This window comes from Alloprevotella sp. OH1205_COT-284, assembly GCF_003859795.1.
Lineage (GTDB): Bacteria > Bacteroidota > Bacteroidia > Bacteroidales > Bacteroidaceae > Alloprevotella.
Genome location: NZ_RQYI01000042.1, coordinates 1 through 12,626, shown reverse-complemented (window position 1 = coordinate 12,626; position 12,626 = coordinate 1). Strand labels below are relative to the sequence as shown.

General features: G+C 47.8%; 7 protein-coding genes, 1 tRNA gene and 1 pseudogene. 2 read left to right on the top strand and 7 right to left on the bottom strand.

Going from position 1 to position 12,626, the window contains the following annotated elements:
- Positions 1-195 precede the first annotated feature (195 nt).
- A tRNA-Ser gene (locus EII14_RS08675) sits at positions 196-282 on the top strand.
- A 126-nt stretch (positions 283-408) separates the two neighbouring features.
- On the opposite strand, the gene EII14_RS08670 is transcribed toward EII14_RS08675, so the two are convergent.
- Positions 409-2,067: an ATP-dependent helicase gene (locus tag EII14_RS08670; RefSeq protein ID WP_124932136.1), complete on the bottom strand. Its 1,659-nt coding sequence runs from the start codon at positions 2,065-2,067 to the stop codon at positions 409-411.
- Positions 2,052-4,097 carry an AAA family ATPase gene (locus EII14_RS08665; RefSeq protein WP_124932135.1) on the bottom strand — a complete coding sequence of 682 codons (2,046 nt, stop codon included), beginning with the start codon at positions 4,095-4,097 and terminating at the stop codon, positions 2,052-2,054. Before EII14_RS08665 ends, EII14_RS08670 begins: the two co-directional genes overlap by 16 nt.
- A gap of 550 nt (positions 4,098-4,647) precedes the next feature.
- Between EII14_RS08665 and EII14_RS08655 the strand changes: the two are divergent.
- Positions 4,648-4,957: pseudogene (locus tag EII14_RS08655) on the top strand (DUF3853 family protein).
- Between the two features lie 108 nt (positions 4,958-5,065).
- On the opposite strand, the gene EII14_RS08645 reads toward EII14_RS08655, so the two are convergent.
- The 5 genes from EII14_RS08645 to EII14_RS08625 form a co-directional block, all read right to left on the bottom strand.
- Positions 5,066-6,670 carry a S41 family peptidase gene (locus tag EII14_RS08645; RefSeq protein WP_124932134.1) on the bottom strand — a complete coding sequence of 535 codons (1,605 nt, stop codon included), beginning with the start codon at positions 6,668-6,670 and terminating at the stop codon, positions 5,066-5,068.
- Positions 6,671-6,721: 51 nt separating this feature from the next.
- A complete protein-coding gene (gene coaD, locus EII14_RS08640) occupies positions 6,722-7,210 on the bottom strand; it encodes a pantetheine-phosphate adenylyltransferase (RefSeq protein WP_124932133.1) in 489 nt (162 codons plus the stop codon).
- A 31-nt stretch (positions 7,211-7,241) separates the two neighbouring features.
- Positions 7,242-9,269 carry a DNA topoisomerase IV subunit B gene (locus EII14_RS08635; protein WP_124932132.1) on the bottom strand — a complete coding sequence of 676 codons (2,028 nt, stop codon included), beginning with the start codon at positions 9,267-9,269 and terminating at the stop codon, positions 7,242-7,244.
- Between the two features lie 75 nt (positions 9,270-9,344).
- Complete coding sequence (locus tag EII14_RS08630) at positions 9,345-10,490, bottom strand: GNAT family N-acetyltransferase (protein WP_124932131.1); 1,146 nt, start codon at positions 10,488-10,490, stop codon at positions 9,345-9,347.
- A gap of 235 nt (positions 10,491-10,725) precedes the next feature.
- Entirely contained in the window at positions 10,726-11,973 is a 1,248-nt protein-coding gene (locus EII14_RS08625; protein WP_158608364.1) for a YihY/virulence factor BrkB family protein, read from the bottom strand.
- Positions 11,974-12,626: the final 653 nt, after the last annotated feature.

Sequence of the window (12,626 nt, the reverse complement as noted above, 5' to 3'; positions counted from 1 at the left end):
GACCAAGACAAAAACTCGATTTTGAAACACCTAAATCGGAGTTCTACAAAAGAATATCATAATTTTGCACTTGCTGGTTGACTCTACGGCTATGTTCAATCGTAAGCAGAAGACATTAAAAAAGCCCGAAAAAAATTGTCACTTCAATATTTAGTTGTACTTTTGTGCTCGGATTTAGAACAGACCACAAAATCAGGAGAGATGCCGGAGTGGTCGAACGGGCCGCACTCGAAATGCGGTGAACGGGCAACTGTTCCGGGGGTTCGAATCCCTCTCTCTCCGCAAATGTGGGTGTAAATCAGTGAGTTACGCGATTTGCACCCTTTCCTACACCCAAAAATCAGTTAAGATAAAGTTGCAGGGTCGTCCTAAAAGTCTGCAGAAAGTCTCCTTTTCTTATGCACAATGTCACACGCAAGAAGGTATACTTATTGGCTTGTCCCTCAGTTTGATATGGTTTTCTTCACTCAATGTGGGTACACAGATAAACAAACGTTTGATTGCACGACTAGCAGCCACATAATACACCCGATGTACATTGTTGCCATTTAAATTTGGAGACAACAGGAACCCCAAGTCTTCTTCCTTTTGAAGAATGACAAAGACGTTATCAAACTCCTCTCCTTTTGATTTATGGATAGTCTTATGTTTGTTATTTGAATCACCATACTTTACCCCAAGAGCAGCATCTGCGTATGTATGATTCACGTAGAAATCCTTGACAGCCTTGCCTGTTATCTTAGCCATCTTGAAATGTAAATCATTCACCAGAAAATTGTAGAAATCCATCAGGCTTCCGTCTTTATAGTCCTTATAGACATCTAACAAGCGTCTTAGAACCACAATGGTTATTGTCCTATCGCGATTGATGGAGTCTAATTGATGCCAAGCATTTCGCAAGTCGTTCATTCTTGTATATTCCACGGCTTTAATCAATGCCTTTATCACCATCTGACGCTCTGCATTGCTGTCAAAATCAATCTCTAATATTTTTTCGATTTCTCTAGCTCCGTTCTGTTTACGCATAGAATTGGCAAGTATGTTTTGAAAGGCCAGAGATTGTATTTCCTCTGTTCCACTCTGTTCTACACTTTGTTGGTAGCAGTTAAGCATATCGCCGACAAGCAATTCCGGCTTCATTCCTTCTGATCCATTCAGCCAGTCTTGCGAGAAATCTGTCCTGACAATATTCAGTAAATCTATTATTTGCTTCGTGCTACGCCTATTCCCTCGTATCTCGTACTCCTGCATTTCTAGAACAGTAAAACTTTCAAATTGCTGCACCGTAGCACCGAGAAAATCATAGATTGATTGAGCTTTGTCGCCAACTACCCCCACAATCACCCCATCATTGCCTAATTGACTCAGGAAGTCAACCACAAAAGGAATCGTGTCTTGAAATTCATCGACAAAAATATATGGATATTTAGCCTTTATCAACTTGTATATGTTGGGGTATCTTGAAAGCAGAATATAAGAGAAATACAAAATGTCATCAAAAGACATGTACCCTTCACTCCATAGCCATCTTTTGAACTCCATATAGCAGTCATTACCCACATGCCATTTGCCAACCTTTATTGGGTGATTGGGTTTATAATCGTTGTACTCATGGTTTTCATAACGCCACGTGGCATTCTTCAAGCCTCCCAAATATTTTTTGGAATCTAACCATGATTTATCGATACGCCTTAATACTAATGCAGCTCTTCCTTCTGATTTAAAATTAGAGTCATCTATAACCACAAGTTCGTCCAACTTCAGCCCGAAATCTTCAGCGACCAGATGAACATAGGGTTTTACCACATTGGCATACAAGAAACTATGGATGGTACATACCTCAACCACGTCATTCCCCATATTCAAACGTGAAGTGATCGTATCGATACCCACGTTGGTATAAGTGATACAAGCCACCTTCCTCACCACATCAAGTTTGTGGCTATTTGACACCACATTCTTGATATGATTTATCAGCCAATGCGTCTTTCCCGCACCAGGCCCAGCAGTCACCTTAAACGGTTCGTTTATAGGTATGGTTTCTTCTGATGTTATGATAGTAGCCATGTTAATGCCTCAACAATATATCGGGGTACGTGGAACTCGTCTCTATCTTCTTCAGGTTTATCCAAATTATTCATAAGAGCCACGTTTAATTCCAGAGCATTGCTACCTTTTGAAACGGAATTCAAATAACGCGATGCAAGTAAGGCTTTTCGTTTTTCTTCATCCGTCCACTTCGATGCACCTATGGAGGCCTTAATACGAGTATTAGCCTGGCTGTTTCGCATTTTACTCATCATTTCGTTTACATCCTGTTCTTCCATCATAGCTTTTATCTCCTTTAAATTGGAAACAGAATGAGTCAGCAACAGCTTACAATTTGGATTCTCACGCATTATGTCATACTCTAGTGTTTTGCCATATGTCGCATCTTGCCTGTAGAATCTGATATTGGGATGGGCTGCATATTGAGTTTCCTCTATATCCGCGTGATGCTTATAGTCGTAGTTGTCTGGATCTATATTGTATTCATATGGGTAGCAGGCTTCATAATCTTCGTCAGCTTCTTTCCTTTTTCGGCAGGGATCAATATCTGTCAAGCAGACAATCTTTTTGTTGATGGTGTATGGATTGTTCGTATCAAACAATTTTAGGAAGTGGTTGAAATAGCGACCACCCATATTTATCACCAGCACATGCTCATCTGTAAGGTTCTTATTCAGATATCTAGCAAAGACAGGGAGTAGTAGCTCCTCTGCAATGCCCTCTACGAATATCAATCTGTTGGCAAAGAACATATCCGCTTTGGTTGCATCCAGAAATCTCTGAACGTATTGCCTAGACACCACATCATCAATATTATTTTTTTGATAAATGACACGTGGATAGCCAACGTTGATCTGCCCTAATTCAGGTGAAGTTAGACAAATCAAGTCATCCAATTTCACGGCTGAGGCAATCTGGGTAGAATGTGAGGTCATGAATATTTGGCGCACATGTCCATTGGATTTGTTGTCCTGCAGAAACTTTAGAAACTTGTACTGCATGGCTGGATGCAGGTGTGCTTCACATTCCTCTACAGCAAGGAATGAGAGCACCTTGGCATTGCGCTTCATATAGGTAACGCTACCGTCAGCCTGCATCTTTGCGAGCAAAAGCGACATATAGATTAGGTTGTTATAGCCTAACCCATTATATGTAGCTGGTACTTCTATACCAACAGCATACTTAATAATCATTCTCAACACTGCAAACATCTCATTCTCCGTCACCTCTCCATCAAAATCTGGTACAGCTCCGTTAAATGTTGCGCCTGTATCGAGTGCGTATTTCAGAAATACGTTTTTACCATCCTGTAACCTTTCTTGTAAAGTTTGCATCAGAGGACTAGACTGTTGGACAAAGTTATCTCTTCGGGCTTTTAATTGTTCCTTTATCTCATCTTCTGTATTTGTGGGATCATTTTTAACCGAGTAATCAATGAAGAAATTCAGCACATCTCTAAGGAGCGGATTATAACCAGCGTATAGGTCATGACTGACATCGCGAATGGCATCAAGGAACTGGAAATCAATCTGCCCCAAAGCATCATTGACGCTGATACCTGCTGCCTGATTTCCACCAGAGCGACTACTTCTATAGAGTCTGATGTAGTCATGATCTATAATTTTCCATATCTCCTTAGCTGTATTTGCATTAGCAACATCTGCCTTATAGTTGTCCTCTTGCGCATCAGTCAATTTAAACTCGTATCTCAATTCTGCTTCTTCACTTAATGCAGGGTCTGTCATCATACTAGAGAATAGTCCCATTTCTGCAGAATCCAAGGCTTCACCCTCACTTCTACGGAGGACAAGAGTTATTTGGATACGTGGTGACTGCTGTTGAAGCATTGCCACATTTGTCTCATAAAATAAGTCACTCGTGCCTAACCTATGACCATTACTATAGCCAAGCACTAACCCCATTGCACGGAGCAGATTGCTTTTACCTGTATTATTATGGCCTATTATGACATTCACTCCTTCATGGAAGGGTATCGAAGCATCCTTGAAATTGCGGAAGTTTAAGATCTTAATCTCCTTGATATACATACTATATTTCTTCTATACTGTTACCTAAAAAAATAGGTATTGTGATTTCAATGCGATATGACATACGACCTATACTACTACTCATAGAAAAAGATGTTTAACGTAGCAACCTTCTATCTCTGCGATAGTAGAGCCTTGATATTCTAATGTAATGTGGGCGGATTTCAACAAATCGTACACCCATATATCCGTTTGCGCTTCTTTCTTTGCCATCAGTTAAATCTGTTTTACTTACAAAAATACGAAGTTATGAGCAGAGGGGCGAGGGGATTTCCTTATTTAACACTGAAAACCAAGGTGTGAGGCCCTAAGGGGGCAAAATATCGCGAGAGGCTCGGGGCAGTGATGCTCTGCGATCCTCTTTTTGTGTGAAAATGTGGGGTGAGGACTATGGAGTGAGGGCTTGTGATTTCCTGCCTTTTCCTTGCATTTCCTGCGTATCTCTTACCCTTTTATAGACAGTAATTAGCCCATACTTTTGCAGTGTCAGAGCTGACTGATAGCCCGATGCGCAAGGACAAAAGTATTCACCATAAAACTGCAATGAAGAATGATTTTAGAAGAACTTTTGGGCAAGCCCGTATGGCAGATGACTGGCGAGGAATTGCTCTTCCTTGCTCGCCACAGCTCACAGCCCAGCAATACAACTACGGAGGCAAGCCCCTCCAAAGAACAAAAACGCTATGTGTTATGGATTATCGGGCATCGCTCGCCTTTTCGGCTGTAGCCTCCCCACCGCCAATCGCATCAAGCAGAGTGGCAAGATAGACCGAGCCATCACGCAAGTAGGGCGTAAGATTATCGTGGACGCTGCCCTCGCCCTCGAGTTGGCTGGTCGCAAAACAGGAGGACGAAGATGAATGCACCAGACTACGAAAGCATTTGGCAACAGTCGCTCATTCGGGTGACGGATAAGTTTAGCCTTCCGCCTATTGATACCGCTGAAAAACTCTCATAATGCCGACGTTTCATCGCGCTGCGGTCGGGATGTCGGGATTTTCCCTCAGTTCTTTGAGTGCAGCTTTCAGCGTGCGGCTTTTGGTGTTGATGATGCGGAAGTATTCGTTTCTGTCCCACACGTCGTAGGCGATGAGGGATTTGAGCGTAAAGCGAATGTCGGGCAAGGTGGCTTGCAGTTCGGCGTCGTCCTTGGGTTCGACTTTCTTTTTCTTGGCTTCTTCGATGATTTGCGTCACCACCTCTTCCGGCACTTCAAAGTGTTGTTCAAAATCGTCGAAGCGTTTGTATTGCTTTTTAAGCTCGGCGCGCCGTCCGTCGATGTATCGGAGCACGGCATTGTTGAAAAGGTTGTGGCGGCGAATGGCGATGTAGAATTTGCTGTACATGGTGGTGTCGAGAGGCACGAACACATCGGGCATGATGGCACCGCCGCCGTAGACCTTGCGTCCTTCTTTGAGCGTGGTGTAGACTTTGGCGGAGTCGAGGCGTATGGAGTCTTTGTGGAGGAGTTCGCCGTGGGTGTAGCGTTTTTCCAAATCTTGCGAATATTCTTCTTTTTTGCCTTTTTCGTAAGGTTTCTGTATGCAACGTCCGGAGGGCGTGTAATAGTGGCTGGTGGTGAGGCGTATCATCGATCCGTCGGGCAGGTCAATGGGGCGTTGCACAAGTCCTTTTCCGAAAGTGCGGCGACCGACGACGAGGCCGCGGTCATGGTCTTGGATCGCACCGGAAACGATTTCGGAAGCCGAAGCACTGTATTCGTTGACCAACACGATGAGGCGTCCGTTTTTGAAAAGTCCGCCGCCTTGCGCGGTGAAAGTTTGTCGCGGTTGGGAGCGTCCTTCGGTGTAGACCACAAGGTCGCCTTCGTTGAGAAACTGACTGGCCACTTCAAATGCCGCGCCCAAGTAGCCTCCCCCATTGTTTTCGAGGTCGAAGATGAGGTCTTTCATTCCGGCTTTTTTCAATTTTGAAATGGCGTCTTTCACTTCTTTTCCGGAGGTGGCACCGAAACGGTCGAGTTGGATGTAGCCGATGCCGGGGGCGAGCATATAGGCCGCTCCGAGGGTATTGACGGGGATTTTGTCGCGAGTGACGGTGAAGTACATGGTGTTGGGCACGCCGCGGCGTGTGATGCCAAGTTTCACTTTCGTTCCTTTGGGGCCGCGCAGCAAGCTCATGATGCTGTCGCGCTCCATTTTCACGCCGGCGATGACGGTGCCGTCTACGTTGATGATGCGATCGCCCGAGAGGATGCCGACTTTTTCGGAAGGACCTTTCGTCACGGTCTGCATGACGACAAGGGTGTCCTCCAAAATGTTGAATTGCACGCCGATGCCTTCAAAGTTTCCTTCCAAAGGTTCGTTCAGCTTCTTGGTTTGTTCGGGCGTGGAATAGGAGGAGTGGGGATCGAGCTTTTCGAGAATGCCGTTGATGGCATCTTCCACCAATTTCTTTTGATCCACCGAATCGACGTAGAGTTGCGAAATGGCGAGTTGGGCGAGTTGAAGTTTTCTGACCTGTTCGACGTTGATGTCGAGATTGGGGCGCATTTGTGCTGTCGCCGGCAGCAGGGCGACGACGGCAAAGAGCAGAGTGAGAAATTGTTTCATGAGAAGGTTTGAGGAATAGTTTAGCAGATGTCGTGAGGGGGAGTGTTCGGTTCACCGTTCGGGATTTTCCGCCTGAGGCGTGGGGAGAAATTCGCTCACGTCTTTTCCGAATGAAATCAATTCGCGCACCACGGTCGAGGAGATGTCGGCATATTGGGGTTCGGTGAAAAGCAATACGGTTTCGATGTCGGCCAAACGGTGGTTGATGCCGGCTGTGTCGCGCTCGTATTCAAAGTCTTTTATGGAACGGATGCCTCGAATGACGAATTTTGCGTTTTCTCGCCGGGCGAGATCGGCGGTGAGGTCGTCGTAGGCCACGACATGGATGCGATCGTTGTCGCGATAGAGTTGGCGAATGGCGGCGACGCGCTCTTCGGGAGAAAAAAGTGAACGTTTGCGAATGTTGTAGCCCACGCCGATCACGATTTTGTCAAACAAGGTGAGTGCTCTGCGCACCACGCTGGCATGCCCAATGGTGAAGGGGTCGAAGCTGCCGGGGAAAATGGCGGTTTTGGGGCTGTGAGATGAGGAGGTGTCCATGAATGAATGTCGGAGGGATTGATTGGTGGGGTTATGCCGAAACGGCGTCTTCTACGAGGTCTTCTTCGACCACGAGATTTTCGATGATGAAGTTTTGGCGTTCCATGGTGTTTTTGCCCATGTAGTAGGCCAATAGTTCTTTCACCTTGTCGCTTTTGTGCAGGCTGACGGCTTCGAGCCGCATTTCGGTGCCGATGAAGTTTTTGAATTCGTCGGCAGAGATTTCTCCCAAACCTTTGAAACGTGTGATTTCGGGGTTGGGCGACAGTCGTTCGATAGCGGAAAGGCGTTCTTCTTCGCTGTAACAATAGATGGTTTCAAACTCCGTCCGTCCGCTGCTTTTGCTCCTTTTTGCACCTTTGGCCTTTGTTTCGGTCTTTTCGTCTTTGGAGGATTTTTTCTTGTTTCTGACGCGGAAGAGCGGTGTTTGGAGGATGTAGACGTGTCCTTTTTTGACCAATTCGGGAAAGAATTGCAGGAAGAAAGTCATCAGCAACAGGCGGATGTGCATGCCGTCCACGTCGGCGTCGGTGGCAATGATGACTTTGTTGTAGCGCAGCCCGTCGAGGCCGTCTTCGATGTTGAGGGCGGCTTGCAGGAGGTTGAATTCCTCGTTTTCATAGACCACTTTTTTGGTGAGTCCGTAGGAATTGAGCGGTTTTCCTCTGAGTGAAAAAACGGCTTGCGTCTTGACGTCGCGACACTGTGTGATGCTGCCCGATGCCGAGTTGCCCTCGGTGATGAAGATGCTCGAATCGAAACGCAAATCCTCAATCTCCTCCTGTCCGCGTTTGGGTTTGGGAGGTGCGTCGTTGAGGTGAATGTGGCAGTCGCGGAGCTTTTTGTTGTGCAGGCTGGCTTTCTTGGCACGTTCGCGCGCAAGTTTCGTGACACCGGCAATGGCTTTTCGTTCCTTTTCGCTTTCCAGAATTTTTTGCTGCATCACTTCGGCCACGTCTTGGTGTTTGTGCAGGTAGTTGTCCACCTGCTCCTTAACGAAGTCGCCCACAAACTTGTTGACACTCATGCCCGAAAGGGAAAAGGTGTTGCCCTTGGCGTCTTTTTCGGGAGCCATGGTGAGCGATCCGAGTTTAATTTTGGTTTGCGACTCGAACGTGGGTTCGATCACGCGAATGGCAATGGCGGCGACAAGGCCGTTGCGCACGTCTTGCACGTCGTAGTTTTTGCCGAAGTGCTCTTTGATCGTGCGGGCGATGTGTTCTTTGAACGCACTTTGGTGCGTACCGCCCTGCGTGGTGTGCTGCCCGTTTACGAAAGAATAGTATTCTTCGCCATATTGCCCCGTATGCGTGAAAGCGATGTCGAGATACTCGTTGCGCAAATGAACAATGGGATACAACCCTTGTGCCGTCATGTTGTCGGTGAGGAGATCTTCCAGACCGTTTCGAGAGATGATGCGGTGTCCGTTGTGGAGAATGGCGAGGCCGGTGTTGAGATAGGTGTAATTGCGGAGCATCGTGGCGATGAACTCGGCATGAAACCGGTAGTTGAGAAAGAGGGAGGCGTCGGGTCGGAAGAAGATGTAGGTACCGTCTTCTTCTTGGGTCGTTCCCGTGGTGTCTTCCACCAATTGGCCGGCTTCAAAGACGACCTCGCGATATTTGCCCTCGCGATGACTGCGTGCCACAAAACGTGCCGAAAGGGCATTGACGGCTTTCAGCCCGACGCCGTTCAGCCCGACCGACGCCGTGTATTGGTCGCTGTCGTATTTGGCACCCGTGTTGAGCTGGGAAACGGCATTGACCAAACTGCCGAGCGGAATGCCTCGTCCGTAGTCGCGAATGGAGGCGGTGAGATCGTCGGCGATGTCCACTTCGATTTTCTTTCCGAAACCGGCGTTAAACTCGTCGATGGAGTTGTCGATGCTCTCTTTGAGGAGCACGTAGATGCCGTCTTCGGCATGGGAACCGTCGCCCAACCGACCGATATACATACCCGGACGCATGCGGATGTGCGTCATGTCGTCGAGGTGGCGAATGGCGTCGTCGCTGTAATCGGCGGCTTTTCGGGTGGGTTGGTCAAAGATTTCTTCGGACATGATAGAGGGTGTTTGCAAATGGTCGTTGAGGAAGAAGTGTGGGTAAGCGGTCGGCGATACATGCGCCGGAAGACTTTACAGTTGTTTTTGGAAACAGCGGCGACGCTTGTGGATTTCGGCGTCGAAGTAGCTCCATAGGTTTTGTCCCTTTTCGTTGGTTTCGAGTTGGGGGTGACTTTCCGCATACTCGAAGCCCATGGCTTTGGCAATGGGAATGATGTCGGCAAAGAGCATGGCATTGACGCCTTTGTTCTGATATTCGGGAAGTACGGCCACCAAGAGCAAATCGAGAATGTGCGACGGTTTCCAATAGATGGCTTTCAGCAGATGAAACCACCCGAAAGGCAGGAGCTTGCCTTTTGCCTTTCGGAGGGCGTGGGAAAGCGATGCCATGCCCAACCCCATCGCCACCGGCTCGTTGTCTTCGTTTTCGATGATGCTGAGAAGACGGAGGTCGAGAAATTGGAGATATTGGTCGGCATATTTGTCTACTTGGCCTTTGGTGATTTCGCTGTATCCGAAGAGTGGGGCATAGGCCTTATTGATAACGTCGAAGATTTTGTAGATATAGCCGTCTTGCTTGATCTCCTTGACGCTTTTGAACTTGCGCACATGCAGTTTGCTGCGCTGTTTGACCACTTCGGCCACGCGGATGTATTTCTCCTGTGTGGCATCGGTTTCCGTCTTGGGGACGAGAATTTTGCGTTCCACCCAGTCTATTTCCCGCTCGTAGCCGTGTCGCTCCATGTGTTGAGGATAGTAGGGGTAGTTGTAGATGGACGACATGGTCGAGAGTTGGTCGAACCCTTCGATCAGCATGCCCTCCGGATCCAAATCGGTGAAGCCCATCGGGCCGATGATTTTGTTGCAACCTTTTGTCCGTCCCCATTCTTCCACCGTTTGGAGCAGCGCACGACTGACGGCTTCGTCGTCAACGAAGTCGATCCACCCGAAGCGCACGTTTTGCGTATTCCAAGTCGTGTTGGCCTTGTGGTTGATGAAGGCCGCGACACGCCCCACGATTTCGCCGTCGCGGAATGCCAAAAAGAACTCTGCCTCGCAAAAGTCGAAGGCTGCGTTTTTGCGAGGGTCGTAGGTGTCGAGCATGTCTTCTTGCAGGTCGGGCACCGAGTAGGGATTGTTTTTATACAATTCGTAGTTGAAGCGGATAAAACGTTTCATATCCGCTTTCGAAACGACTTTTTTTATTTCTATCGCCATGTTGGGAGGGGATATGGCTGCAAACAGCCAAGATGAGTGTGAGAATAAAAGGTGCATGCACCGACACTTTCGATCCGAGGCACGGGTTGGGAAAAGCCAAACCATGAAAACAACGAACCGAATGGTGACGATTTTTCAATTTGCAAAAATACGTTTTTTTTGCAACATCCGTCCTTTTCCTTGTTTTTTTATCTTCATTTGAAGCGTTTTGGGCGGAGGGTGTATCCGATGCGGTTTACAAATCTTTTACCAAAACTGTCATTTCCGCACCTCGCGTGCAACTCTCGCGCAGTGCGGAAAGCATTTCCCAATCGGTGTCGCCCGACGCTTCGCCGTCAAAGGCATAGTTTCCTCCGAGGCGGTCGAGCCTCTCGAACAGTTCGCCCACCGAAAGTTGATGCACATCGGTGTCTACCTTGAAGAACGGACACTCTTCCGCGTCGGGACGATGTTCCAACACCATGCCCGCTTCGACGAGTCTGCGGAGTTCGCGCTCTGCCATGGTGCGAGAAATGCCGCAAGCCTTTGCGAGGGCAAAGGATCGGAGCGGCGGTGCGCCCTCCACAAACCTGCGGGCAATGCGGCGCATGAGTTCGAGGGCAATGACGTCGCGATCGTGGCGGCAGGGCAGTGGGCAAAGCGAGGTTTCGCGAAGATCATCCCAGTCTTGAATGATGCGGCAGAGCTGTACGCCGGCCAAGCATATCGTCCAAGTGGCATAGATCCAAACCATCAGCAACGGCAACACGGCAAAAGAGCCGTAGACCACGTTGTAGCTGCTCAAAAACATCTGTCCCGAAATGTAAAATTGCTGTACCAAACAAAAAAGGAAACCGCACAACACTCCCGGAATGTATGTCGAACGCCAATGCACCGCTGTGTTGGGAATGAATTTGAACATCAATATAAAAAGCATGGCCGAAGTGAACCACTTCAAACCGAAAATCAGCAACGGCATCGTGGCTTGCAGCAAATCGTAGCCCGGCAGGTAGTCCAGCAGTTTGAGCACATACACCCAAACGCCGCTCAAAAAGATGATGGAAAAGACCAAAAAGACAATCAGCCCCAAATAGGAGAGAGAAAAAGTGAAAAGATTGCGGGAGGTTTTCACATCCCAAAGGGCATTGAACCGCAATTCAATGCTATTGACCAAGGAAATGAGCGTGAACGCCAACACCAAGAAACTGACACCGATGATCACATCGTCTTGCGCACGGGCAATATAGGAATTGGCAAACTCCATCAGTCTGTCGATCACGTTGTCTTGCACGTTGAGCTGTTCGCGGAGTCGGATTTCGATATATTTTTCCAAACCGAAACCTCTTCCCAAAGCCAAGATCAAAGCCAACAGCGGAACAACGGAAAGAACAGAAGTATAAGTGAGGGCGGCCACATGGGTGAAAAAAGCATTTTGCTGCGTTTGTTCCCAAACGATGTGCCCCATTTGGAGCACTTTTCGCCAAAAACGAAAGGGGATTTTCATATTGAAAAAAACAAATGATGTCGGGCGCAAAGTTACGGAAAAAAATCCGCAGCCCCTAACGCACCCCCTCCTTTTTCGCCTTCCTCCTCCCTCCCCATATCCTGACATGCGGCGAACCTCTGCAAAAGGTTTTGTCGGAAGAAGTGCGGTGTCAATGATTGAAGGCAGGCTCTTGAAAGAAAGCTGTCTTCTCTCAAATCGGGGCGGGGTGGGGAAGGCTGCCCTTCAAAGCCGTTTTTACCGGTTTGCCCTTTCGTCCGTCCGCACTTCACGATGAGGAAAATCTCCTTATCGCCACGCCCGACACCTCATTTCGTCCTTTCCGCCCTTTTGTGCTTTTTGCGGGTCGAGGCCTCTCGGCGAAATGAAACCATGAAAATCGTCCGCCTCGATGAAACCGCCGTTTTTGGCCGCTATGCATACCCGAAATTTATGTTTTGTCGTTTTGCCTTCGCTTTTGAGGCTATAACAATGAAAATCAATCACTTTTGTGCGAAGGCAAGTGAAGGCAAACGCTTTTTGTGTTTTTCAATCGGCTGATAATCATAGTTGTTACGGTGAAGGCAAAATCGGCTGCTCCTTTCACCTGCTTCCGCTTCCCATGTGGGGAAAGCTTGCATTTTGAGCCGATGTGAAAGCAAAAAACGAATATA

Excerpts from the sequence above, each read along its gene's own strand:
- EII14_RS08670 (WP_124932136.1), bottom strand. The coding sequence starts at position 2,067 with ATGGCTACTATCATAACATCAGAAGAAACCATACCTATAAACGAACCG.
- EII14_RS08665 (WP_124932135.1), bottom strand. The coding sequence starts at position 4,097 with ATGTATATCAAGGAGATTAAGATCTTAAACTTCCGCAATTTCAAGGAT.
- EII14_RS08645 (WP_124932134.1), bottom strand. The coding sequence starts at position 6,670 with ATGAAACAATTTCTCACTCTGCTCTTTGCCGTCGTCGCCCTGCTGCCG.
- coaD (WP_124932133.1), bottom strand. The coding sequence starts at position 7,210 with ATGGACACCTCCTCATCTCACAGCCCCAAAACCGCCATTTTCCCCGGC.
- EII14_RS08635 (WP_124932132.1), bottom strand. The coding sequence starts at position 9,269 with ATGTCCGAAGAAATCTTTGACCAACCCACCCGAAAAGCCGCCGATTAC.
- EII14_RS08630 (WP_124932131.1), bottom strand. The coding sequence starts at position 10,490 with ATGGCGATAGAAATAAAAAAAGTCGTTTCGAAAGCGGATATGAAACGT.
- EII14_RS08625 (WP_158608364.1), bottom strand. The coding sequence starts at position 11,973 with ATGAAAATCCCCTTTCGTTTTTGGCGAAAAGTGCTCCAAATGGGGCAC.